Origin of the sequence: Corynebacterium sp. HMSC05H05, assembly GCF_001807265.1 — a bacterium.
In the GTDB taxonomy this organism is placed as follows: domain Bacteria; phylum Actinomycetota; class Actinomycetes; order Mycobacteriales; family Mycobacteriaceae; genus Corynebacterium.
The window spans coordinates 186008-208386 of sequence record NZ_KV788371.1 but is presented as its reverse complement, the minus strand read 5'-3'; the positions used below and the strand labels follow the sequence as shown (position 1 = coordinate 208386).

Genomic DNA, 22379 nt, shown 5'->3' with positions numbered 1-22379 from the left:
TGAAAGAATGAGGGGCATGGCTAAAGATGTAGAGAAGATCGGTCGCGCGAACCCGGCGTGGCCCACGCACACCCCTGGTAACGGCCACCCGGTCACCGAGATTTCCTCCAAGCTCACCGGCGCCGCGAGCCCGTTCGGCGACGAGCTGATCCTGCCGCTCAAGGCGGAGGAGACCGGCTACGTCCACCCGACTACGCGCATCAACCGCTAGCTTTCGCTTAGCGACGTACCAAAGGTGGCCCCCGTGGCGGGGCCACCTTTTTCGTGTGTTTGAGAGTTTGGACAACTAGCAGATCAAGTGTCCAACGTTCCGTTTGCCCAGGTGGTATAGAAAACTGATTCCAACTGTGGGCTCATCTGCTAGTTCGGTGCCGTTGCCGGGCTGGGCGAACTAGCAGATCAGCGATGTGGGCAAAAGAAACCCCGCCCGAAGGCGGGGTTTCGGCGCGTAGCGCTTAGCGCGGCAGGTAGGTCTGCTGCAGGGACGCCAGGGTGTCGTTGACCTGGGTGCTGAAGTTAGAGCCGACGAGCTGGGCGACCTTGGCGTAGTCGCCGGCCAGTGCGGCGTCCACCAGCGGCTGGTTAGTTGCGTAGAACGCGTTGTAGTCGTTGCGGTTTGCGGCGTAGTTGTCCTGGACGGTGGCCGGGACCTGGAAGCCGAGGCCGTTGATGGCGTCGCGCAGCTTTGTGTACAGCTCATCGGTCTCGTTGCCGGTGGAGGAAGTCTGGGCTGCCGGTGCCGGTGCAGCCGGGGCGGGAGCCGGCTTCGGTGCCGGAGCCGCCTGGGCGGCCTGCGCGTCGCGGTTGGTCGGCGCCGAATTCAGACCGTAGCGCGCGGAGCAGGCCGGCCATGCGCCCCAGCCCTGCTGGGCCAGGGTGCGCTCGGCGATGATGATCTGCTGCTCGCGGGTTGCCTGGTCTGCGGTCGGGGCGAATTCGCCGCCGCCGTATGCCTGCCAGGTGCCGTAGTTGAACTGCAGGCCGCCGTAGTAGCCGTTGCCGGTGTTGATTGACCAGTTGCCGCCGGACTCGCACTGTGCGAGCTTGTCCCAGTCGGAATCCGGTGCTGCGGTTGCCTGCGGGGCGACGATGCCTGCCAGTGCTGCAACTGCTGCGGTACCTGCCAGAGCCTTCTTGCCCGTGGAGGTGGTCTTCTTGGAGTGGCGTCCCATGATTTGTTTCCTCTCGTCGTTGACCGCCAATTCTCGGGACAGCCTAACCATTTGTAACGATTGTGTCACGCAAGCGGCACGGAATGGTGTTCGTGTGACAGCAGGGTTCAACGTTTCCGCAGGTCGGGCACTGCGCGGCGAATTGTGGTGTTCTGGGTCACAGTCGCGGTTTTCGGGGCGAAGGTGTAGTGTAAAGCCTTTATTTTGGCCTGCAATGGGCGGGCCATGTACCGGAACCTTAAAGGAGGATGCCATGCCTATTGGAAAGGTGAAGTGGTACGACACCGAAAAAGGCTTCGGCTTCGCGTCCAACCCGGGCGACGACGACGTCTTCATCGGCAAGTCCGTGCTCCCCGACGGCGTGGACGAGCTGGTCGCAGGCCAGCGCATCGAGTTCGATTTCGCTGCCGGCCGCCGCGGGCCGCAGGCGCTGCGCGTGAAAGTGCTCGATGAGCCGAAGCGTCGCCCCGTGCACCGCCGCAAGCCGGAGGAGCTGGGCAGCATGCTGGCGGATGTGATGACCTTGATTGAGACGCAGGTCCAGCCAGCGCTGACCAACGGCCGCTACCCGGACCGCAAGGAAGGCCGCCAGGTTGCGGGGATCCTGAGGGCGGTGGCCCGGGAGCTGGATGCTTAGCGACGCACCTTCGGCCTAGTCGAAGCCGACAGACCACGTGGCGATGACGGGAGTTTCTTCCCCGTCGTCGCCTTTTTCAATGTCCAAGGTTGTAATCTCCGTGACGACGAGCTTCGCACCGGATTCGGTCACCGCCGGGACGGTTTCCTCGCCGGACTCGCCGGAGGTGAACACGCGCTCGGTGTTGGCGGCAGGGTCGTCGTAGATGAGCAGCAGGCGCCAGCTGTTGCGCTCGATCTCACCGGGCACAGTGAAGGTCACGTCCCCCTGATCGGGCAGGCGCACGCTCGGCGGCTCACCGCCGGGGCACTCCACGTCCAGCTCGCACACTGTATATACGGGCACCTGCTCGGTCTGCCCGGCGGCAGCCACGGCGACCTCGAGGTCGCGCACCGGGGTGCCCGGCTTGTTCTGCTGGTAGCTCATAAAGGCGTAGACCGCCCCCACCAGCACCACCACGCCAACTAGGGCGATGGCCAGGACTTTCCACTGCTGAGTTGCTGCGCGTTTGGGTGCCATGGCGCACGATCCTACTTGGCGGCGGTCTCAGGCTTAAACGTCACGCGGTACATATCGGGCCAGCGCTTGCCGGCGAGGTAGAACTCCTCGGTGCCGGGGATGCGTGCGATGCCGTTGAGCACGTTGTTCGGGTCCGGAGTGGCGTTGTTTTCCAGCCCGGAGGCGTCGATGACGGCGGTGACCTTTCCCGAGTCAGCGTCGATGCGCATGATGTTGGTGGTGGTGAACACGTTGGCGTAGACCTCGTCGCCCACGCACTCGAGCTCGTTGAGGCCCTCCACGGGCTGGCCGTCCATGGTCACGGTGAAGCGCTCGCGTTCCTCGAACGTGTCCGGGTCCATGCGGCGCAGCTCGGCCGTGCCGTCGGAGAAAATCAGCTCGTCCTCGTCCGGGCGGGAGCACAGGCCCCAGCCCTCGCCGGCAAAGCTCGCCCGGCCGGTCTCTTCCAACGACGTGGCATCCCGCTTGATTGCCGTGCCGTTTTGCCAGGTCAGTTGCCACAGGATGCCGTCGTGAAGCGTGATGCCCTCTCCGAAGAACTCCGGATCCAAATCCACGGAGCGCAACTCCTCGCCGCCGGGCGTGCGGGTGTACAGGCGCGATTCGCCTACCTGGCCGGTGCCGACGTAGATGGTCCCGTCGTCAGTGACTTCCAGGCCCTGGGTGAAGCTGGTGTCGTCGAAAGGCAGGCGCTCCTCCACGTGCGCGGTGAGGCGCTGCGTGTCCGGCCCCGCGGTCTCGGGGGAGGAACAGCCCGCAAGCATGGCGAGCGCGGAGCAGACGGCGGCAAGCGTGAATCGACCCATGCCACCCATCCTGCACCACGTGGGCAATAATGGGGAACCGTGTCACGATCCAACAACCGATCCCGCAACCCTCGAAAGCGCAGCCCCCTGCTGTCCACCGACGCAGTCGCCACTGCTCGGGAGGCGCTGGCCGAGATCGCCGACGGGGAAGTCGGCGAGCACATCGGCGTGACCGGGCTGGGCCGCAACGTGGCCACCCACCGCTTCGCCGCCGACGTGCCCGGCTACGCAGGCTGGGAGTGGAACGCCGTGGTGGCCTGCGCCGACGGGGCGGACTGGGTCACCGTCAACGAGGTCGCGCTCGTGCCGTCGCAAGGCGCGCTGGAGGCGCCGGACTGGGTGCCGTACTCCGAGCGGCTGCGCCCCGGCGACCTCGGCCCCGGCGACATCATGGAGCTTTCGCCTGACGACGAGCGCGTCACCGACGACTCCTTTTCCCGCGACGCCGTCACGTTCACCGGCCGTGACACCAAGCGCTACCTCACCACCACCGGCCTGGAGGACGCGAAGAAGCGCTGGCGCACCGGCGAGTTCGGCCCCAACAGTGAGTTCGCCGAAAAGGCCGCGCTGTCGTGCCGCTCCTGTGCCTTCTACATCCCGCTGGACCAGCCGGTGGGCGAGAACTTCGGTATCTGCGCGAACGAGTACTCCGCGGACGGGCACGTGGTGGCCTCCTCCTACGGCTGCGGGGCGCACTCGGACACCACCGTGGCGGAATAATCGTTGGTGAGCCCCAACGATTGGTGTTTTCGCAGGCAGGGTGCGACACTAATGCGACGTGAGTACCACCACCGGAGCAAAACTGCATAAGGACCAGCCGCAGCCGCGCGGCGCGCTGGACACCTTCTTCCACATCAGCGAGCGCGGATCCACGGTCGGCACCGAGGTGCGCGCCGGGGTAGTGACGTTCTTCGCGATGGCCTACATCGTGCTGCTCAACCCTCTGATCATCGGCACCAGCCCGGACCGCGAAGGAGTTGTCCTGGGCATCCCGCAGGTCGCCGCCGCAACGGCGCTCGCCGCCGGCGTGATGAGCATCCTGTTCGGCGTGATTGCCAAGTACCCGTTCGGCATCGCCACCGGCCTGGGCATCAACACCCTGGTCGCGGTGACCATGGTGGGGCAGCAGGGCCTGACCTGGCCCGAGGCCATGGGGTTGGTGGTCATCGACGGCATCATCATCGTGCTGCTGGCCGTCTCCGGCTTCCGCACCGCCGTGTTCAACGCCATCCCGGATTCCATGAAGGTGGCCATGAGCGTGGGCATCGGCATGTTCATCGCCACCATCGGGCTTGTGGACGCCGGCTTTATCCGCCGCATCCCCGACGCCGCCATGACCACCGTGCCGGTGCAGCTGGGCACCGGCGGCTCAATCTCGTCCTGGCCCACCTTCGTGTTCATCATCGGCCTGTTCATCTGCGGCTTCATGGTTGTGCGCAACGTCCGCGGCGGGCTGTTCATCGGCATCCTGCTCACCACCTTGATTGCCATGGTGGTCGAGACGCGCACCGGCGCAGGTTCCTCTGCCGACAACCCGGAGGGCTGGGGCATGGCGGTACCGGGCCTGCCGGATAGCTTCGGCGGGATCCCGGACTTGTCCATCGTGGGTAACGTCGACCTGTTCGGCGCGTTTGTCAACATCGGCGTCATCTCCGCGTCGCTGCTCGTGTTCACCCTCGTGCTGGCGAACTTCTTCGACGCCATGGGCACCATGACCGCACTGGGCCGCCAGGCCGGGCTTACCGACGAGCACGCCGTGCTGCCGGACATGAAGCGCGCCCTGGTCGTCGAGGGTTTCGGCGCAGTCGTCGGCGGAGCGGCCTCTGCGTCGTCGAACACGGTGTTCGTGGATTCGTCGGCAGGCATCGCCGACGGCGCGCGCACCGGCCTCGCCAACGTGGTCACCGGCGTGCTCTTCCTCGTCGCGATGTTCTTCACGCCCCTCTACGAGATCGTGCCGATCGAGGCCGCAGCCCCCGTGCTCGTCATCGTCGGCGCGCTGATGATGATGCAGGTCGGCCAGATCGCCTGGTCCGAATTTACCGTCGCGCTGCCGGCGTTTTTGACCATCGTGACCATGCCGCTGACCTACTCCATCGCCAACGGCATCGGTGTCGGCTTCATCTCGTTTACCCTGATGAACTTGTTCGCCGGCAAGGTGAAGGACATCCACTGGATCATGTGGCTCATCTCCGCCCTGTTCGTGGTGTACTTTGCGCAGGGCCCGATCCTGGCGGCGATCGGGTAAATGCTGCTGCCTATCGACGACCCAAGGGACCCCCGGCTCGACGACATCCGCGACCTGAAGCACTCGGACAAGGAAAAAGGGCTGGTCTTCGCCGAAGGGCCGCTCGTGGCCGGGCGGTTGGTGGAGTCCCGCTTCCCGGTGCGCGCCGTCTTCGGCTTCGGCGGGCGGCTGGAATCCTTCATGGCCGACTACGGCGACGAGCTCAAGCGCCGCGGCGTGCCGGTCTACCAGATCACCCGCGAAATTATGGGGGAGGTCGCCGGCTACGACATGCACCGAGGTCTTCTCGTTTCCGCCGACAAAGCGGAACCTTTGCGCGTGGCCGAGGTCATCGACAGCGCACGCACCCTAGTGGTCCTAGAGGGCGTGGGCGACCACGAGAACATCGGGTCAATCTTCCGCAACGCTGCAGGCATGGGCGTCGACGGCGTGCTCTTCGGCGCCGCCACCGCCGACCCGCTGTACCGGCGGGCCGTGCGCGTGTCCATGGGGCACGTGCTGCGCACCCCGTTCGCCCACCTCGACGGCACACCGACGACGTGGCAGCGCTCGTTGGATGAGCTGCGCGAGGCCGGCTGGTGGCTCATCTCGCTCACGCCGGCCGACGACGCCGTCGAGCTCAAAGACGCGATCCAGGGCCACGACAAAGTGGCGTTCCTTGTCGGCGGGGAAGGCCCCGGCCTGACCCCGCACGCCATGCGCGCCACCGACGTGCGCGCCAAGATCCCCATGGCGCCGGGCACGGACTCGCTCAACGTGGCGACCTCCGCCGCGATCGCCTTCTACGAAAGAAATCGTTAGCGGTCGAAGTGGCGGATGCGCTCCGAAAGCGCCTGCCACAGCTCCGCCGCGCGTGCGCGCAAGCCCCGGCCGACGCGCTTCGCGGCGGCCACCGAGGCGTCGGCAAGCTCGGCGAACTCGTCGCCGCGCTGGTCCTCGGGGGCATCCTCGTAATCGTCGTACGCCTTCGATTTTTCCGCGAACCTCGCCGCCACCGCGTCCACGGACTTCACCGCGGGCGCCTTCTTTTCCTCGATCTTCGGCTCGGGGCGGCCGTCCACCGCGTAGCCGACGACGTTGATGTCGGGGCCGTCCTCCCCGATGTCCACGCCCAGCCAGTGCCGCTCCGCAGACAATGCGAGGTCGCGCGGCTCGAACGGCAGCGAGATGCCGCCGGCCGCTTCGGCGCGCTCGCCGGCCCAGTAGGGCGCCTCGAACGGCTCCGGCAGGCCTAGGTCCTCGATGACCTGGGTGCGGGTGGCGCTGAAGCTGCGCACCGCGGTCTCGCCGGTGAAGTGGGCGAACCCGCCGTAGTTGCTGTCCGTGCCGGTGGCGATGACAAACACGTCAGAGGCCGGCAAGGCCGAAAGCCATGGGGTGGTGGTGGACAGGGCGGAGCAATCGTCGACAAGCATCCGCACAACAGACACCCCTGGAAAGCCCGCGATGTAGAACTCGTCGCGGCCCGGCACCGAGGAGCGGTTCAGCGGGAACGAGCCGATCGGGGTGATCGGCCACGCCGGGTTGACCTGGGAAAGCAGCTTGCGGCCGAACCCGCGGTCGGCCTTCGGCTCGCGCTCGAGCACGCCGGCCGGGTCGGCGGTGTTGACAAACCAAAGCGTAAGAACCGCTGGGAAACTCATGCACACATCCTAAGGTGCTCAGCGCTTCGGGCGCTTGGTGTTCGTGCGGACCCCCAGCAGCACGTCCTCCCAGTGCGGGGTGACGGCCTTGCGGCGGCGCTTCTTCGGCTGTTCCTCTTCGTTCGGGTGGCGCAGGAAGTCACCTTCGAGCACATCGTCCCGCGTATCGACGACCTCCGGTTTGCCTTCCACCGGCAACTCCGTGACATCAGCGTCGGAAGCGTCATCGGCGCCGTCCTCGTCGCCGACGTCGGCACGGTCCGCGCGTACCGCGGACAACGAGCGCACTGGCTGCGCGAAATCCGGGTCCGTCAGGTCCGCGGCCATAGCGTTGCGTGCCTCCGTCTGGGTGGCGGAGCCCATGGAGCGCTTGAAAGTCCACAGCGCCTCGTTCTCGGTCAGGCCGGCCTTCCAAGTGACGTGGACGACCCAGCTGTCGCCCTGCTCGCGGGTGGCATCCCACTCCGCGTCGCTGATCGAGTGGCCGCGCGCCGCAAACGCAGTAGCCAGGATCTCGAACAAGGTCTGCTTCGCCGGGCCGTCCTCGCGCACCGGGTGCGACTGCTTGGCTGCCTCCGCCACCTGGGCACGCTCCAGGAGTACCGGGTGGGCGTAGACGTCCAGGCGGCTTTCGGCCACGCCCATCTCTTCGGCCAGCTCGGTGGCGGTGGCGCCGGCGCGCAGCCGCGCCTGGATCTCGTTGGGGCGCATGGACAGGGGAGTGGCGTAGAGCGGATCCGGTTCCGGCAGCGAGCGCTCGACCGGCGCAGGCGCTGGCTCGGGGGCTGGCGCAGACTCGGTGGGGTCCTCTTCTTCCAGGGAGCCGGGCTCAGGCTCGTTGGCCGCGACGGCCTCCACGGGGTGGACCACACTGGCGTGGGCGTGGGCGGGGGTGGAGGGGGCAATGGCAGAATCGGTGACGGAATCGCCGTCGATAAGCGATGGCTCAAGCTCGGTGCGCGCCAACTGGTAGCGCATCCCGTTATCGTCGCGGAGGACAAAAAACGTCTCCGTCGACTCGTCTTCCAAGAAGTACAGCTCGCGCATACGTCACCTTTCCGCCGGGCAGATACGCGACCAGCTTAACGGACAGGTGCGTGCCACCGGGTTTACCCGCCGGTTGGCTGTGGTGTGTCCAGGCAGTTGCTGTTGTTGTCAGACGCGTCACAAACTTTGATACAGTGCCTTACGTAAAAACAGGTTGCCGGGAGGTATCCCGAAGACAGCCGAGAAAACTACCTGGAAGGGGAAATCAGTGGCTACTGAGAACAAGGATAAGGCCGTACTCCACTACCCGGGCGGCGAGTACGAGATGGACATCATGCGCGCCACCGAAGGTAACGACGGTGTCGTGCTGGGCAAGCTTCTCGGCGAAACCGGCCTGGTCACCTTTGACCCCGGCTACGTCTCCACCGGCTCCACCGAGTCCAAGATCACCTACATCGACGGCGACGAAGGCATCCTGCGCTACCGCGGCTACGACATCGCCGACCTGGCAGAGAACGCCACCTTCAACGAGGTGTCCTACCTGCTGATCAACGGCGAGCTGCCCACCACCGACGAGCTGGAGAACTTCAACTCCGAGCTGCGCCACCACACCCTGCTGGACGAGGACTTCAAGGCCGCGTTCAACATCTTCCCGCGCAACGCCCACCCGATGGCCGTTCTCGCCTCCTCCGTGAACATTCTCTCCGCTTACTACCAGGACCAGCTCAACCCGCTGGACGAGGAGCAGGTGGAGAAGGCGACCGTGCGCCTGATGGCCAAGGTGCCGATGCTGGCCGCGTACGCCTACCGCGCATCCCGCGGCAAGCCGTACATGTACCCGGACAACTCCCTGAACCCGCGCGAGAACTTCATGCGCATGATGTTCGGTTACCCGACCGAGGATTACCACGTTGACCCGGTGCTGACCAAGGCCCTGGACAAGCTGCTCATCCTGCACGCGGACCACGAGCAGAACTGCTCCACCTCCACCGTGCGCATGATCGCCTCCGCCCAGGCCAACATGTTCGTCTCCATCGCCGGCGGCATCAACGCCCTGGCTGGCCCGCTGCACGGCGGCGCAAACCAGGCGGTGCTGGAGATGCTCGAGGACATCAAGAACAACCACGGCGGCGACGCCACCGACTTCATGAACCGCGTGAAGAACAAGGAAAAGGGCGTGCGCCTGATGGGCTTCGGCCACCGCGTGTACAAGAACTACGACCCGCGCGCGGCAATCGTGAAGGACACCGCCCACGAGGTGCTCGAGCACCTCGGCGGCGACGAGCTGCTGGATCTGGCCATGGAGCTCGAGGAGATCGCGCTGAAGGACGAGTACTTCATCGAGCGCAAGCTCTACCCGAACGTCGACTTCTACACCGGCCTGATCTACCGCGCCATGGGCTTCCCGACGGACTTCTTCACCGTCCTGTTCGCCATCGGCCGCCTGCCGGGCTGGATCGCCCAGTACCGCGAGCAGCTGGAGATGAACACCAAGATCAACCGCCCGCGTCAGATCTACACCGGTTACCAGCAGCGCGACTTCGTGCCGCGCGACCAGCGCTAGGGCAACCGAAAGGCGTCGATAAGCAGCATGCTTCGGCGCTCCACCGCCGAGAATTGACCTTCCCTTATAATTTCGGGAGGACGTTCTCGGCGGTTTTGTATTGGGCCGCACAAACTGCCCACATAATTTGCAAGGAGTTTCAACGCTATGGAAAAGCCGTTCATCGACAAGCCGGAGGGGCCGGCGCCTGCAGACCTCGTCATTGAGGACATCACTGTCGGCGAGGGCGCAGAGGCCGTGGTCGGCGGGTTTGTCAAGGTCCACTACCTTGGCGTGGACTTTGAAACGGGCGAGGAGTTCGACTCCTCCTGGGACCGCGGCGAGGCCGCGGATTTCCCGCTCACCGGCCTGATTCAGGGCTGGCAGGAAGGCATCCCCGGCATGAAGGTTGGCGGTCGCCGCCAGCTGACCATCCCGCCGGAAAAGGCGTACGGCCCCGCAGGTGGCGGGCACCCGCTGTCCGGCCGCACCCTCGTGTTCATCATCGACCTGCTCGACGCCAGCTAGGAGGCTGCCATGCGCATCCCGGTCACCACACTTAACGACGGCTACGATTTCCCCCTCCTCGGCCTAGGCACCTACAAGCTGACCGGCGACGAGGTGGAGCCGATCGTGCGCACCGCGATCGAACTGGGCTACCGGCACATCGACACTGCGGCGTTCTACGGCAACGAGGTCGAAGTCGGCAAGGCAATCAACGCCGCGATCAAGGCCGGCGACGTCACGCGCGAAGAGCTGTTCGTGACCACCAAGCTGTGGAACGACGACCAGGAGCGCGTGGCCGAGGCCTACCACGAGTCGCTCACACGCCTCGACCTAGAATTCATCGACCTCTACCTCGTGCACTGGCCCTGGCCGCAGCACGGCACCTATGTGAAGGCCTTCGAACAGATCGCTGAGCTGCAGGGCATGGGCCGTCTGCAGTCCGCCGGTGTGGCCAACTTCTACCCGGAGGTGCTCGACGAGATCATCGAAGCCACCGGCATTACCCCGGTGCTCAACCAGGTGGAGCTGCACGCCGGGTTCACCCAGCCCGAGCTGCGCGCCTACCACGACGAGCACAACATCGTGACCGAGGCGTGGGCGCCGATCGCACGCGGCTCCAACTTCGACGACCCGGCCATTCAGGCCGTGGCCGACAAGCACGGTGCCACCCCGGCGCAGGTGTCGCTGGCGTACCTGCTGCAGCTCGGCTGCTCCGTGGTGCCGAAGACCGCCAACCCGAAGCGCCTGGAGGAGAACCTCGGCGCGGTGGGCATCACGCTCGACAGTGAGGACGTCGCCGCCCTCGACGGCGTGAAGGGTGAGCGCCTCTCCGGCGACCCGCTGACCTTCCCAGGGTAAGGGATCGCTGATTGGCCACCCGGTTGCGTTGATCGCAGCCGGGTGGTTTTTCTTTGCACGGAAATAGGAGAGATTTGCGGAACACCACACATGCTGCTGTGTGATAGGTTACATTCACATTGTTGAGTCGGAGATCACATACTTCCGGCGCGGCAAAGACCTTATTCCCGTGCACTAGAAAGGATCGAGGCCATGGCCGGTTCCACCGCTGTCCCGCAACGCCGCGAGCCAACTCCCGACGAGTTCGTGGCCATGCAGCAAAGCCGCGAATTCCAAGACTTGCGAGGCACGTTCCGCGGATTCACCTTCCCGGTGATGATCGCGGCGTTCCTCTGGTACGTCTTCTACGTCGTCTTCGCCACCTTCGCCCCCGACGTGATGGCCAAGGATTTCCTGGGCCTCAACGTCGGGCTCTGGCTCGGCTTGGCGCAATTCTTCACCACGTTTTTGATCACCTGGATCTACGTCTCGTGGGCGAACAAGAACATCGAGCCGCGCGCGGCTCACATCCGCGAAGAGATGGAGGGCTAAACCATGCAGACCCACCTGCTCGCATCCGAAGCCGGGGAAGCGACCGGCAATCCGCTGCTCAACATCGCCATTTTCGGCGCCTTCATCGTGGTCACGCTCTACATCGTGACCCGCGCCGGCAAGACCACGAGCGAATCGGCGGACTTCTACACCGGCGGTGCGTCGTTTAGCGGCACGCAAAACGGCCTCGCCATCGCCGGCGACTACCTGTCCGCCGCATCCTTCCTCGGCATCGTCGGCTCGATCGCGCTCAACGGCTACGACGGCTTCCTGTACTCCATCGGATTCTTCGTCGCGTGGCTGGTCGCCCTGTTGCTCGTGGCTGAACCGCTGCGCAACGTCGGCCGCTTCACCATGGCGGACGTGCTGTCGTTCCGCCTGCGCCAAAAGCCGGTGCGCGTCGCCGCAGCCTTCGGCACCCTGTTCGTGTCGCTGTTCTACCTGATCGCCCAGATGGCCGGCGCCGGCTCCCTGGTGTCCGTGCTGCTGAACCTGCACTCCTTTACCGCGCAGGCGATCTGCGTGGGCATCGTCGGCGTGATCATGATCATCTACGTCCTTGTTGGCGGCATGAAGGGCACCACGTACGTGCAGATGATCAAGGCCGTGCTGCTCATCGCCGGCGTGCTGATCATGTCCATCCTGGCGTTCATCATGGCAAAGGGCGGCCTGACCGCCGTGTTCAACCAGGCCATCGACACCCACTCCGCCTCTAGCTACCTCGCGGAGAAGGGCTACCAGGCCGAAGAGATTATGAAGCCGGGCCTGAAGTACGGCGCGACCACCACGTCCAAGCTGGACTTCATCTCCCTTGGCCTCTCCCTGGTGCTCGGTACCGCAGGCCTGCCGCACGTGCTCATGCGTTTCTACACCGTGCCCACCGCCAAGGAAGCACGTAAGTCCGTGACCTGGGCGATCGTGCTCATCGGTTCCTTCTACCTGCTCACCCTGATCCTGGGCTACGCCGCGGCCGCCTTCGTGGGCCCGGACCGCATCCTCGCCGCACCTGGTGGAGCGAACGCGGCGGCACCGCTGCTCGCATTCGAGCTCGGCGGATCCGTATTCATGGCTCTGATCTCCGCGGTCGCCTTCGCGACGGTGCTTGCGGTGGTCGCCGGCCTGGCCATCACCGCCTCCGCGTCCATCGCCCACGACGTCTACGACGCCGTGCTTCGCGACGGCCAGGCCACCGAAGAAGAGCAGGTCCGCGTCTCCCGCATCACCGTGGTCGTCCTGGGCATCGTCGCCATCGTCCTGGGCATCCTGGCGATGCAGCAGAACGTGGCCTTCCTGGTCTCCCTGGCGTTCGCCATCGCGGCGTCCGCGAACCTGCCGACCATCCTGTACTCCCTGTACTGGAAGCGCTTCAACACCACTGGCGCGGTGGCGTCGATCTACACCGGCCTGATCTCCGCGCTGGTGCTGATCGCCCTGTCGCCGGCGGTCTCCGGCAGTCCGACCGCGATGTTCCCCAACGCCGACTGGGCTATCTTCCCGCTGACCAGCCCGGGCCTGGTGTCCATCCCGCTCGGCTTCCTCGGCGGCATCATCGGTACCTACCTGGGTAAGCCGGATAATCTCGACGAGCTCCAGGCGGAGATGGAGGTCCGCTCGCTGACCGGTGTCGGCGTCGAGGCTCCCGTCGACCACTAAAGCGGCACAACAATAGGGCCTGATCCTCCTGAGTGGGGGTCAGGCCCTATTGCTATGTGCCTAGAAGAAGGGGAAGAATCTTCCCACGAGGCCCAGGGTGCCGAGTAGGCCGAGCGAGACCGCGATGCCTGTGATCATGCCCGCCGGGGAGGTTTGCTTGCCAGGGGTGGGAGCTGGGGCGGGGGTGGGCTTGGACGGGGCTGTGGTCAGGCCGCCCGTTGCCTGGCCGCGGACTACCCTGGTGTCGAAGGTGCGGTTGACCGAGGAGTAGTCCGCGAACTGGATCGCCGCGTTGATGCGCAGCACGTTGCCCGGGCGCATGCCCTTCGCCGCCGTGATCCGGATACCGGTCTCGCCCTCGCGGGCGATGGTCCAGCCGCCGCGGGTTTCCTCGGTGACGAAGACGCGGGCGCCGGCGGGCAGCCCCTTCGGGGTGACCACGATGGACTCGCCGGCGGTGATGGTGGCGTTGTCGATGCTAACCTTCGCGGTCTCGGCGACCGGCCGCGCCGGGGTGGCTCGGGTGGTGGTCGGCACAGGTTTTGGCGCAGTCGTCGAGAAGCGGGTGGTGGGGGACGGTGCCGGGGTGGTGGTCGTGGCCGGAGCCGGGGTGGTGGTGCTCGGCGCGGCGCCTTCTGCGGAGGTGGGGACGTAGGCCTTGGCGGTGAGGTCGCGGCGGGAGCCGTCGGGAAGCAGCACGGTGACCTTGAGGACCAGGGCGTAGCCCGGCTGCGCGTTGCGCGGGGCCGAGAAAGTGATCGCGCCGGTGTCCTCGTCGGTCTCCAGCGTCCACCCGTTGTGGCGCTGGTTCGGGCCGATCACGCGGGAGCCTTCAGGCAGGGCGCCGGAGAGGAACACGGTGACGCGGTCGCCGGCGGACACCGCGGTGTCGGGGTACGACAGCTCACCGACGCTAGGTGCAGGGGCTGCGGTGGTCTTCGGGCTGGATTTCGGAGTCGTCGTCGTGGTGGACGGCTTCGGCGCCGGCGCAGCGGTGGTGGTGATGGTCGGGGCGGGGGAAGGCGCGGAGCTCGTCGTCACGCGATCTGCCTTGCCTACGGTGATGCGCGAGGAGTACTGCTTGGTGGAACCGTCCGGGAACACCACGCCCAAGGTGATGCGCAGGCCGGCACCCGCGCGGGCGCCCGCGGGTGCGGCGACGGTGACCTCGCCGGAATCCTGGTCGGCGTCGATGCGCCAGCCGCCCGAGCCGGACGGGGCGGCGAGCTGGGTGCCGTCGGGAAGCGGGGTGCTCGGGCGCAGCGTGACGGTGCCGCCCGGGGCCACCGTCGCATCACCCCAGGCCAAGTCGAGGGAATCTGCGAGCGAAACGGAGGGCTTGGCCACGCGCACGGTGAACAGCGCGTAGTCGACGGTGTGGTCCGGGTAGGTGATGGTGACGTAGTTCTGCGCGTAGGCGCCGGGGAACTGGCCGCGCGGGGTGGCAGCGACGGTGCCGTCGGCGTCCACGTCGAAGTCCCAGCCGTTGATGCTGTTGATGTCGAAGGTGGTGCCCGCCGGGACGTTGCCGGCGAGCGGGATGCGAGCCGTCGCGCCCGGGGTCACGTCGGTGTCGGCGTAGCTGGGGTTGTAGGCCTGCGACATCCAGTCGGCGGCGGAGGCGGCGGGTGTGATGACGGTGGTGGCGAGGCTGGCTGCCAGCGCAGCCGCCGCGATGCGGGTGGTGTTCACGGGACTCCTGTCAAAGTGTTGAGAGCTGACTTTGAACAGTTTAAATAAATCCCTAGAAATTATCAGCCGCTACCTGAATAGCGAGGATGACAGCTGGCTGCTGCCTTGGAGCAGGGTGGCCCAGTCATCTGGCGAGAGTTTCGTCAGGGCGGAGGCTTGGCCCGGGGTCCACTGGCCCCAGTCAGAGGCGTAGACGTTGTTGATGTCCACCTGAATCCCCTGGATGGTCGCCTGCCGCCCGGCGACCTGGTGCAGGTTCGCACGCGAGTGGACCTTGCCTTGGGAGCCCCAGTCGTGCTGCCAGAAGTAGGAGCCGATGCCGTCTTCGAGGCACCAGGCGATGGTGTAGTAGTTGCCGTACACGCCGAGCTGGTAGCCAGCGGTGCTGAACGCGGCACCCATCGCGGTCAGGTACGGGTTGATTTGGTTGTTGAACTGCTCGAGGGTGGGGTTGTCGTCGATGGCCACGTAGATCGGGCGGCCTTGCGGGCCACCGGCCGCGGTGTGCAGCGCCATCGCTTTCGGGGCGTGGGCGGCGGCACCGAGCGCGCCGCGCTTCCAGTCGGCGGTCTCGGCGCGGCCGAACTGGTACACCGACGCGACGGCGAGGCCGTTGGCCTTGTAGTCACGGGTCTCGCCGATGGTCACCGGTTTGCCGCGCATCCACTCGGCACCGGGGCGGCGGTCGGAGACGTAGCGCACCGCGCCCATGTGGCCCGCGGCTTTCACAGCGCTTGCCGACGGCACGCCAGCCGAATAATCCACCACCGTGCCGAGCACCCGGCGCTGCTGCGCCTGGGCGGCGGGGGAGAGGGCGGCTGAGGCGCTGCCGGCGAGTGCCGCGGTGGCGGCTGCGGCGCCCGCGGACTTGAGGAACGTGCGGCGATTAAAGGTAGTCACATGCGCCACTCTAGCCTCAGTGGCCCACGACCACCATCCAAATAGCCACGAGGTGGCACACGGCGGCGACGACGGTCGCGGTGTGGAAGTGCTCGTGGTAGCCGTAGTAGCGCGCGGAACGCCCCGGCCACTTGAAGCCGTAGATCAGCGCGCCGAGCGTGTAGACCACCCCGCCGGCGAACAGCAGCCACACCACCACGGGGCCGGCGGAGCGCCACAGTGTTGGCAGCAGCGGCACGATGATCCAACCGAGCCCCACGTAGACCACGACGTCGAGCCACCGAGGGTGGTTGATCCACACCAGGTTGAGCACGGCCCCACCGAGGCCGCCCGCCCACGCCACCGCCAGCATGATGGCGGCGGTGCGCGGCTCGAACACGATCAGGCACAGCGGGGTGTAGGTGGCGGCGATGAACACGGAGATGGTGGCGTGGTCGGCCCGGCGCCACCACTGCACCGCCGCGGGCGAGCGCCACGGCCAACGGTGGTACATCGCGGAGACGGCGAACAGCAGCACCACGCCGGCACCGTAGATGGTCACGCCGAGGGCCTGTGGCCACGGCAGGGTCATCCAGCCGAACGTGATCAGCACGGCCGAGGAGATGGCCGACAGGGCGGCGGCCACGAGGTGGAACCAGCCGCGCACGGCTGGTCGGTCGCCGCGGTCCGCGACCACGTACGTGCGCTGGACTTGGCCTGTCTTGAGGGCGGTCATGGGCACCTCGCAGGGTAGGGGGCTTTTCGCTCAAACCCTACCGGACCGTAGGTTGTGGCGGAAGGGCTTGCGAGCCTGTTTTCGGCGCGCGCAAGGGCTGCGGTACTCTTTACCCCATTGCCCTAGTAGCTCAGTGGATAGAGCACTTCTCTCCTAAAGAAGGTGTCGGAGGTTCGATTCCTCTCTGGGGCGCAAATGGGGGTTTCGAAGAATCTCGTTTGATTGTTCGAACAATTCCCCTCAACATGTGGAAACGCCCTTACCTGCAAAAATAGGTAGGATGTTTCTGTTTGCGTGAAACCGAGTTTCGGGCTTTTGTTACCGATTAGCGGCTGAATATCGCTGATTTACTCTTCTCGCTGATCGCCTTGCCCGCCACACTTTGCGGGTGGCGGTTGTAAGGGGCGAAGCCGATTTTTTAAGCGACCTGTGGTGGAGCGTTCGCGTGTTGAATCTCCGGGAGAAACTCATCAGTCACGCGACGTGTTTCAGGTGGCGCGGGTGGTTTCGGTTTAATGTCGAAGTTGATAACCGGCCTATGCAGGTATCGCTTAATGAGTCCGACATTGACGCTGACAGCTCCCAAAGCGACGAAAACAGCGTTCGCGGCGAATCCGCGAATCATCCTCGTCGTCTGACCACTGCGGGTTGTAAGAGGGTCCACAAAGTAGAACGTGTGTGCTATCCCATGGTGGGGGAATCACACTGTTGTGAGATAATCAAATCGGTTCGGTCCATCCCCCAGAAAAGGTGACAGATGACCCAAGCAAACAACCCGAAGTCGAACCCCGGCCTTTCATGGTTCGACAAAATTCAAAACGACATCGCTAGCAGTGCCGGAATCCTCGCAAGCTCAACAGCCCTCGCACAACAAGCCGCAGAACTTAGTGCCTCGATGCAACTCGCCGCGAAACCATTCATCGAATTCGAAAGTAGCGGAGCGATGCAGATGCTCAAACAGGCTCAAGAGGCCGCCAACCGTGTATCCGTCAATTTGAAGATGTATGACGACCAGACACTCAAAATTGCCGAAGCGATGAGAAACAGTACGGCCGTCGGAATCGACCCGCAGAAATGGCAGCAGATTACTGGGTTAACGACTTCGATTGATGCTGTAACGAAGTTCAATATGCCACTGGCGAACATTTCCGCCCTCACTGAAGCAAGCAGAATTGTTCCTCCACCAAGCATGTTCGAGGGAATTAACATCCCCGCAATGGACCATGTCCCAATCGCTGGGAAATCCTTCGTCGAAAAAGCGATGGTTCCAAAGGGGCTTACTGAATCTATCGAGCTAGCAACCAAGCACCTCACCGCCTCTCAGCAGCTGCTCGAACAGATGCAGAATGTGTCAACAGGGATGAAGGCGGCCCTGGAGGGAACTTCCGTAGCTTTGCCCGGTTTCGAGAAGTACTTAGAAGTGTCAAAAATCGTTGGTGAACACTACAGACCGCCGAATATTGACAGCGTTCTACGTGGTTTCGAACAGCTCGAACAAGAACTCAACCTCGACATCCCAGTTGAAACCACTGACGATATTGACGACTTGGTTGAAGATGCCAAAGCCATTGAATTCGTTGAAAACCAGATCACCGAAAACGGGGCTCTTAAGCCTTCGATTTCGCAGGTCCTGTTCGGCTTCGACATTAACGACATCACAACCGACCAACGAAACAGCTTGTTTGCTTTCGGAGGATCTGTCGCGGTTTATCTTTACGAGACTCTCGGGACATTGCTTGATGAAAATGTCACCGCCGCTCGCTTCTTCGCGGTTGCAATCATCTTCTTTCTCCCCGTCTACAGCACGGCAATGGTCGCGGATGCCGAGATTGCTAAGGGTCCGTCTGCCGCTTGAGAAGGAATCAGCCGAGTACCCGTCCATGAAAAAGGTTTTCTACCTGCGTAATCTTCTGTGTGCTCGCAGACTGTTCCTTGTACTCCAACACCATTTCGTAGCGTCATTGGAATGAACCCAATTGACGCATACACCCAACCCCCAATATCCGTTCCGGCCCACGTGTGGGCAGAAATCGGCCCGACAGTCTGCGAGATAGTCGCCTCCTATTGCACCAACAACCCACCACCTGGGCACAGCCAGTGCAAAGCACTCAGAGCCGCCGTGACATAACACATCGCCTATTGCTTCGAAATGGGCTACGACATTGACTACGGATACATCTTCGATGACGAAATCATCGAGCAATCCGTCAGAAGCGATTCCAAAACCCCGCGAGCGTCGATGGGAACGATGCGACGCAACTTGAAGAACGCAGCCAATGAACTCAACCCTGATTTTGACGGCCCAAGGATGTATCACCGCTACGAAAGAAGCGAACCCAACCCGCCCTACACGGATAAAGAAGTGCACGACATATGGCAGTGGGCACAGGTGAAAAACAACGGCAAACGTACCCAGATGAAACGGCTCATCGTTGCCTGCGGACTCGGGGCAGGGCTTACAGCGTCAGAGGCAGGGCACTTGAGGTACGGGGATATAGAGATTGATGATCTTGGGGTGCAGCTTCATCTGCCGGAAAGAACCGTGCCAGTGCTTGCAGAATGGGACGCTGCACTTAGGGGTAGTAGGGTTGACTCACATAGGTCGGGTGAGTTCCTCATTTACCCACGTTCGACAAGAAGGAACGATATTGTCTCCAAAAGCCTGAAATCGATAGGGACGCTTAGTGGGGTACAACCTCCTAACATGCGGCGAATGCGAACCACATGGATAGTGGGGCACCTTGAAAGTCATGTTCCAGATGTGGCGATCTGTGAAGCGGCAGGTATCAAAACACTTGGGCTCTATGAGCGGTACCGTCCTGAAACCCCGAGCGTTGAGCGATACAGAACCTTGCTGCACCGAGCACCCGTGGCAGAGCGTGGAGGTCTTGTGGTTGTTCGTTAGGAGTATTTGAGTCCCGCATCAAGGTGGTGCGGGGTTTCGTTGTGCGTGTAGTCGTGAGAGGAAGACTTAAAAACGGCGAGAGGGTGGATGGTCAGGGTCGAGGCGAAGTTGCTGGGTTTGGGATTGTTCGAATGTCCCTAAATTTTTTGGGGGTTTCGGTTAACTTTTGATTCATTTCAGGAAACTCCCCGAGGACGACATTGGCTCTCTTGAAGGGGCTCACTATCTGCCCGTCCTAAAGCGAGGGCTCCGTGTCTGCACGGATGTCGCCGCCAGAGGGCTAGCTTGCGTTCTTTTGTCTCTAAATTTCCGAATGCGTTTACCCAGAAACGCACTTTTGGGATTGGGTTAGACTTTCCAATTGTCACGCGATTGACATGGAGTTGACGGAGGCACGTTGTACGACGCCGCAAGGGATGCGTATGCAAAGCGCGCTCCCGAATACGTTGAAGCCTTGGGGTCCATTCAGAATATGAGTCCGCAAGACGTAGCACTCATTTCTGAATGGGGAAGAGTGGTCAATGGTCCGGTGCTGGATGCGGGGTCTGGTCCCGGACACTGGACGGACCTATTGCGAACTTTGAAATGTGAAGTAGTCGGGCTGGATATGGTCCCAGAGTTCATTGAGATTGCGAAGAATAGGTTTCCCTCCACCAACTTCGTTTTGGGCGACTTGTCGAAGATGCCTCTTCAGGCCTCTAGCCTCGGAGGGATACTTGCCTGGTACTCCTTGATTCATTTGCGGCCAAGTGACTGGGGTTTGGTTCTGGGCGAATTCGCTAGGACTCTTAGACCGGGTGGATCACTTCTTCTTGGAGCGTTTTTAGGGGAACAAGGTGTTCCATTCGAGCATGCAATTACTGAGGCGTACTACTGGTCAGAGCTAGAGCTACTAAAACAGTTGAAGTCGGCTGGCTTTCAAACAATTTCTGTTCACTCTCGATGCGTATCCGGCATTAGGCCGCATGTGGATGTTCTCGCACAGCGTTGTTAGATCGGGTCACCCTGAAAATCATGTTCCAGATGTTGCGATCTGTGAAGCGGCAGGCATCAAACCACTTGGGCTCCATGGGGGTACCGGCCTGACACGCCATCCGTCGGGAAGTACAGAAGTCTTTTGCACAGGGCATCGGTAGGGGAACGCGGTGAGCTTGTGGTTGTCCGCTGAAAGACCAACGGGCCTGCGCTTTTGGTTTTGTGGGGCTTCCTTATCCGTTGAACCGTGAGATGAGAACTCAAAAACAGTGAGAGGGGGACTGGTCAGGATGGACGCGAACTAGCTGGGTTGGGGATTGTTCGAATGGCCTCCATTGCCGGGTAGAGGCGTTCATTGGTTTTAGCTCTCTGAGGCAAGTCGCGCGTAGACGAGGGTGTCGGTCCATTCACCCTTGCTGTACCAGTCCTGGACGTGATGCGCTTCGAGCCGGAGCCCGACGCGGCGGGCGAGTGCTGCTGAGGCACTATTGCGGGCGTCCATCTGTGCCGTGATGCGGTGGAGGCGATAGTGGTCAAATCCGAGGGCAAGGACCGCTCGGACGGCTTCGCTGGCGAACCCTTGCCCGCCAAACTCCGGGTTGAGAACCCATCCGATTTCACCCTGGCGGTGCTCCTTATCGGTAAGCCACAGCGCGACGTCTCCGATAGGGGCGCCGCCATGTTCGATGACCAATGCGAGCGCGCCGGCCTCGTCGCCGAGGCCGGTCTTGGCTAGTCGCTCGCCGAGCTTCTCACGGGTGGCTTCCGCGGTCCACGGCTCGTCCAACAGGTAGCGGGCAACGTCAGGTCGTGAATAAAGGTCGTGGAGCCAACCGGCATCGCCTGGTTCATGGAGTCGGAGCTGGAGCCGTTCCGTTATCAACGGCCACTGGTTGGCAGGCGCGAGGTCGCGCTGGTAGTGGAGCAATTCCGCCTGCTGTCCCGCGGGCGTGGTTCCTACGCTTCGCCCGGTCTCGCGGAATCTTGCGCTGGTCAAACACCGCTGGGAGAGCTTGTTTTCTGGAAGCGTGCGTGCCGTCAAAGCCCGAAGTCCACAGTCGCGGGCGAAGCGCGATGCCAATTCCAGTCCCCGGCGGGCGTGTCCATTTCCTCGCCCATCGGGATGGATCCAGAACCCGACCTCGGCGGCCTCGGAGTTGACGTCGAAAAGTACTAGGGAGCCCACGAACTGGTTCGTCTCGGCATCGGCGAGCGCGAGGACTGCCAGCGTGCCGGACGAGAGGCCCGCCGCGATCTCTCCGCGGATTAACCGTCGCACGGATTCTGGAGTGTAGTCGGGTTCGGGTAAGTGGCCGAAGCGCAGCACGGCCTCATCTTTGGTTCCGCTTGCGTACGCGTTCGCATCTAGCTCGGAGAGGGGCCGTAAGCGCGTGCCCTCATGGACGATCGGGAGCTTCGTGGCATCCAACATGGTGCAAAACTAACATAGGACGGATAGTTGCTGCGGAAATGTTTGGTTAGCCTGGTGGGGTGAGCTACTGGGAACACCGAAAACCTGTGCAACGCCACCGCGCCGTGGACATCGCGGAGATTGCGAGGGCCTCGGTGAGACTGCTGGATGAAGGCGGATTGAGAGCCCTCACCCTCAGGGCTGTGGCGCAGCAGGTGGGGGTCGCTCCAGCCAGCTTGTATTCCCGCGTTGAATCAGTCGACGACCTGTTTGACCTCGCCCTCGACACAGCGCTTGCAGACGATCCGGTGATGAACGAATCGATCCGCAACGCCGACCTGTCTACCCTGATGCAAGATTTCTTCTCGCATCTCACGGCCCACCGATGGGCAGGCCAAGTCATCGGAATGCGGGCACCCAGGGGTCCTGCGTACTTGGCGCTTTCCGAGCGTATGTGCGTGCTGCTCGAGCGAGCGGGCGCTCCGGATCCGTTGGGAACTTCCTACCGGTTATCAAACCTAGTGATCGGCGCCGCCCTGACCGCTCCCATCGCGCCCGACGAAAAGCGCGTTGCCATCGACCCTGAGCAGGCCCCGACCTATGCGCGCCTCCATGCGGCGCACCACATCAGCCCACGTGAGATCCTCTCCGAGGGCATCTCGGCGCTTTTGTCTTGA

23 protein-coding genes and 1 tRNA gene are annotated in these 22379 nt (G+C 63.4%); 15 read left to right on the top strand and 9 right to left on the bottom strand.

Features of this window, described 5'->3' with window-relative positions; translation table 11 throughout:
- Nucleotides 1-16: 16 nt before the first annotated feature.
- Complete coding sequence (locus HMPREF3151_RS02370; RefSeq protein ID WP_034999421.1) at nucleotides 17-211, top strand: hypothetical protein; 195 nt, start codon at nucleotides 17-19, stop codon at nucleotides 209-211.
- A gap of 244 nt (nucleotides 212-455) precedes the next feature.
- Here HMPREF3151_RS02370 and HMPREF3151_RS02365 read toward each other — a convergent pair whose 3' ends face one another.
- Nucleotides 456-1172, bottom strand: a complete 717-nt coding sequence (locus HMPREF3151_RS02365) for a resuscitation-promoting factor Rpf1 domain-containing protein (protein ID WP_070473002.1) — start codon at nucleotides 1170-1172, stop codon at nucleotides 456-458.
- Between the two features lie 253 nt (nucleotides 1173-1425).
- Between HMPREF3151_RS02365 and HMPREF3151_RS02360 the strand changes: the two genes are divergently transcribed.
- Nucleotides 1426-1809, top strand: a complete 384-nt coding sequence (locus tag HMPREF3151_RS02360; protein ID WP_034999423.1) for a cold-shock protein — start codon at nucleotides 1426-1428, stop codon at nucleotides 1807-1809.
- Between the two features lie 15 nt (nucleotides 1810-1824).
- Here HMPREF3151_RS02360 and HMPREF3151_RS02355 read toward each other — a convergent pair whose 3' ends face one another.
- Together HMPREF3151_RS02355 and HMPREF3151_RS02350 are read right to left on the bottom strand one after the other, a co-directional pair.
- Nucleotides 1825-2328, bottom strand: a complete 504-nt coding sequence (locus HMPREF3151_RS02355; protein ID WP_070472999.1) for a DUF2771 family protein — start codon at nucleotides 2326-2328, stop codon at nucleotides 1825-1827.
- Between the two features lie 11 nt (nucleotides 2329-2339).
- A complete protein-coding gene (locus HMPREF3151_RS02350; protein WP_070472995.1) occupies nucleotides 2340-3134 on the bottom strand; it encodes a glutaminyl-peptide cyclotransferase in 795 nt (264 codons plus the stop codon).
- Nucleotides 3135-3173: 39 nt separating this feature from the next.
- Here HMPREF3151_RS02350 and HMPREF3151_RS02345 point away from each other — a divergent pair, with 39 nt between their 5' ends.
- From HMPREF3151_RS02345 to HMPREF3151_RS02335, 3 genes are read left to right on the top strand one after another with little or no spacing between them, the layout of a single operon-like run.
- Complete coding sequence (locus tag HMPREF3151_RS02345; RefSeq protein ID WP_070472992.1) at nucleotides 3174-3854, top strand: DUF3027 domain-containing protein; 681 nt, start codon at nucleotides 3174-3176, stop codon at nucleotides 3852-3854.
- A gap of 58 nt (nucleotides 3855-3912) precedes the next feature.
- Entirely contained in the window at nucleotides 3913-5382 is a 1470-nt protein-coding gene (locus HMPREF3151_RS02340; protein ID WP_070472990.1) for an NCS2 family permease, read from the top strand.
- A complete protein-coding gene (locus tag HMPREF3151_RS02335) occupies nucleotides 5383-6183 on the top strand; it encodes a TrmH family RNA methyltransferase (protein WP_070472987.1) in 801 nt (266 codons plus the stop codon).
- Here HMPREF3151_RS02335 and HMPREF3151_RS02330 read toward each other — a convergent pair.
- On the bottom strand, nucleotides 6180-7025 hold the full coding sequence (locus HMPREF3151_RS02330) for a DUF6928 family protein (RefSeq protein WP_070472983.1): 846 nt from the start codon (nucleotides 7023-7025) through the stop codon (nucleotides 6180-6182). The two genes, HMPREF3151_RS02335 and HMPREF3151_RS02330, sit on opposite strands and share 4 nt — an antisense overlap.
- Nucleotides 7026-7043: 18 nt before the next feature.
- Nucleotides 7044-8072: a septation protein SepH gene (gene sepH, locus HMPREF3151_RS02325; protein WP_070472980.1), complete on the bottom strand. Its 1029-nt coding sequence runs from the start codon at nucleotides 8070-8072 to the stop codon at nucleotides 7044-7046.
- A gap of 208 nt (nucleotides 8073-8280) precedes the next feature.
- Between sepH and HMPREF3151_RS02320 the strand changes: the two genes are divergently transcribed.
- The 5 genes from HMPREF3151_RS02320 (at nucleotide 8281) to HMPREF3151_RS02300 (ending at nucleotide 13104) form a co-directional block, all read left to right on the top strand.
- Nucleotides 8281-9576, top strand: a complete 1296-nt coding sequence (locus HMPREF3151_RS02320; RefSeq protein WP_083290129.1) for a citrate synthase — start codon at nucleotides 8281-8283, stop codon at nucleotides 9574-9576.
- 147 nt (nucleotides 9577-9723) lie between these two features.
- Nucleotides 9724-10083, top strand: a complete 360-nt coding sequence (gene fkpA, locus HMPREF3151_RS02315; RefSeq protein WP_070472977.1) for an FKBP-type peptidyl-prolyl cis-trans isomerase FkpA — start codon at nucleotides 9724-9726, stop codon at nucleotides 10081-10083.
- Between the two features lie 9 nt (nucleotides 10084-10092).
- A complete protein-coding gene (locus HMPREF3151_RS02310) occupies nucleotides 10093-10920 on the top strand; it encodes an aldo/keto reductase (RefSeq protein WP_070472975.1) in 828 nt (275 codons plus the stop codon).
- A gap of 192 nt (nucleotides 10921-11112) precedes the next feature.
- Nucleotides 11113-11451: a DUF485 domain-containing protein gene (locus HMPREF3151_RS02305; RefSeq protein WP_070472972.1), complete on the top strand. Its 339-nt coding sequence runs from the start codon at nucleotides 11113-11115 to the stop codon at nucleotides 11449-11451.
- Nucleotides 11452-11454: 3 nt separating this feature from the next.
- Complete coding sequence (locus HMPREF3151_RS02300) at nucleotides 11455-13104, top strand: solute symporter family protein (RefSeq protein ID WP_070472969.1); 1650 nt, start codon at nucleotides 11455-11457, stop codon at nucleotides 13102-13104.
- Nucleotides 13105-13164: 60 nt separating this feature from the next.
- Here HMPREF3151_RS02300 and HMPREF3151_RS02295 read toward each other — a convergent pair whose 3' ends face one another.
- The 3 genes from HMPREF3151_RS02295 to HMPREF3151_RS02285 form a co-directional block, all read right to left on the bottom strand.
- Nucleotides 13165-14796 carry a Rib/alpha-like domain-containing protein gene (locus HMPREF3151_RS02295; protein WP_070472966.1) on the bottom strand — a complete coding sequence of 544 codons (1632 nt, stop codon included), beginning with the start codon at nucleotides 14794-14796 and terminating at the stop codon, nucleotides 13165-13167.
- 69 nt (nucleotides 14797-14865) lie between these two features.
- Nucleotides 14866-15696, bottom strand: a complete 831-nt coding sequence (locus HMPREF3151_RS02290) for a DUF1906 domain-containing protein (protein WP_246815174.1) — start codon at nucleotides 15694-15696, stop codon at nucleotides 14866-14868.
- Nucleotides 15697-15712: 16 nt separating this feature from the next.
- Nucleotides 15713-16411 carry a PAQR family membrane homeostasis protein TrhA gene (locus HMPREF3151_RS02285; RefSeq protein ID WP_070472960.1) on the bottom strand — a complete coding sequence of 233 codons (699 nt, stop codon included), beginning with the start codon at nucleotides 16409-16411 and terminating at the stop codon, nucleotides 15713-15715.
- A gap of 119 nt (nucleotides 16412-16530) precedes the next feature.
- Between HMPREF3151_RS02285 and HMPREF3151_RS02280 the strand changes: the two genes are divergently transcribed.
- From HMPREF3151_RS02280 to HMPREF3151_RS12260, 4 genes are all read left to right on the top strand, one after another.
- Nucleotides 16531-16603, top strand: a tRNA-Arg gene (locus HMPREF3151_RS02280).
- Nucleotides 16604-17168: 565 nt separating this feature from the next.
- Nucleotides 17169-18266 (top strand): hypothetical protein, encoded by a 1098-nt coding sequence (locus tag HMPREF3151_RS02275; protein ID WP_070472957.1) that lies wholly within the window; start codon nucleotides 17169-17171, stop codon nucleotides 18264-18266.
- 294 nt (nucleotides 18267-18560) lie between these two features.
- Complete coding sequence (locus HMPREF3151_RS11745; RefSeq protein ID WP_141741277.1) at nucleotides 18561-19316, top strand: recombinase XerC; 756 nt, start codon at nucleotides 18561-18563, stop codon at nucleotides 19314-19316.
- 472 nt (nucleotides 19317-19788) lie between these two features.
- Nucleotides 19789-20310 (top strand): class I SAM-dependent methyltransferase, encoded by a 522-nt coding sequence (locus HMPREF3151_RS12260; RefSeq protein WP_083290139.1) that lies wholly within the window; start codon nucleotides 19789-19791, stop codon nucleotides 20308-20310.
- A 342-nt stretch (nucleotides 20311-20652) separates the two neighbouring features.
- Here the strand turns inward: HMPREF3151_RS12260 and HMPREF3151_RS02270 are convergent, their stop codons facing one another.
- Nucleotides 20653-21723, bottom strand: a complete 1071-nt coding sequence (locus HMPREF3151_RS02270) for a GNAT family N-acetyltransferase (RefSeq protein WP_070472954.1) — start codon at nucleotides 21721-21723, stop codon at nucleotides 20653-20655.
- Between the two features lie 59 nt (nucleotides 21724-21782).
- Here HMPREF3151_RS02270 and HMPREF3151_RS02265 point away from each other — a divergent pair, with 59 nt between their 5' ends.
- Nucleotides 21783-22379: a TetR/AcrR family transcriptional regulator gene (locus HMPREF3151_RS02265; protein WP_246815173.1), complete on the top strand. Its 597-nt coding sequence runs from the start codon at nucleotides 21783-21785 to the stop codon at nucleotides 22377-22379.

What these genes read in the sequence shown, in the direction of transcription:
- HMPREF3151_RS02270 (WP_070472954.1), bottom strand. Translation starts at nt 21,723, where the DNA reads ATGTTGGATGCCACGAAGCTCCCGATCGTCCATGAGGGCACGCGCTTA.
- HMPREF3151_RS02300 (WP_070472969.1), top strand. Translation starts at nt 11,455, where the DNA reads ATGCAGACCCACCTGCTCGCATCCGAAGCCGGGGAAGCGACCGGCAAT.
- HMPREF3151_RS02355 (WP_070472999.1), bottom strand. Translation starts at nt 2,328, where the DNA reads ATGGCACCCAAACGCGCAGCAACTCAGCAGTGGAAAGTCCTGGCCATC.
- HMPREF3151_RS02275 (WP_070472957.1), top strand. Translation starts at nt 17,169, where the DNA reads ATGACCCAAGCAAACAACCCGAAGTCGAACCCCGGCCTTTCATGGTTC.
- sepH (WP_070472980.1), bottom strand. Translation starts at nt 8,072, where the DNA reads ATGCGCGAGCTGTACTTCTTGGAAGACGAGTCGACGGAGACGTTTTTT.
- HMPREF3151_RS02360 (WP_034999423.1), top strand. Translation starts at nt 1,426, where the DNA reads ATGCCTATTGGAAAGGTGAAGTGGTACGACACCGAAAAAGGCTTCGGC.
- HMPREF3151_RS02365 (WP_070473002.1), bottom strand. Translation starts at nt 1,172, where the DNA reads ATGGGACGCCACTCCAAGAAGACCACCTCCACGGGCAAGAAGGCTCTG.
- HMPREF3151_RS12260 (WP_083290139.1), top strand. Translation starts at nt 19,789, where the DNA reads ATGAGTCCGCAAGACGTAGCACTCATTTCTGAATGGGGAAGAGTGGTC.
- fkpA (WP_070472977.1), top strand. Translation starts at nt 9,724, where the DNA reads ATGGAAAAGCCGTTCATCGACAAGCCGGAGGGGCCGGCGCCTGCAGAC.
- HMPREF3151_RS02350 (WP_070472995.1), bottom strand. Translation starts at nt 3,134, where the DNA reads ATGGGTCGATTCACGCTTGCCGCCGTCTGCTCCGCGCTCGCCATGCTT.
- HMPREF3151_RS02310 (WP_070472975.1), top strand. Translation starts at nt 10,093, where the DNA reads ATGCGCATCCCGGTCACCACACTTAACGACGGCTACGATTTCCCCCTC.
- HMPREF3151_RS02330 (WP_070472983.1), bottom strand. Translation starts at nt 7,025, where the DNA reads ATGAGTTTCCCAGCGGTTCTTACGCTTTGGTTTGTCAACACCGCCGAC.
- HMPREF3151_RS02335 (WP_070472987.1), top strand. Translation starts at nt 5,383, where the DNA reads ATGCTGCTGCCTATCGACGACCCAAGGGACCCCCGGCTCGACGACATC.
- HMPREF3151_RS02285 (WP_070472960.1), bottom strand. Translation starts at nt 16,411, where the DNA reads ATGACCGCCCTCAAGACAGGCCAAGTCCAGCGCACGTACGTGGTCGCG.
- HMPREF3151_RS11745 (WP_141741277.1), top strand. Translation starts at nt 18,561, where the DNA reads ATGGGCTACGACATTGACTACGGATACATCTTCGATGACGAAATCATC.
- HMPREF3151_RS02305 (WP_070472972.1), top strand. Translation starts at nt 11,113, where the DNA reads ATGGCCGGTTCCACCGCTGTCCCGCAACGCCGCGAGCCAACTCCCGAC.
- HMPREF3151_RS02370 (WP_034999421.1), top strand. Translation starts at nt 17, where the DNA reads ATGGCTAAAGATGTAGAGAAGATCGGTCGCGCGAACCCGGCGTGGCCC.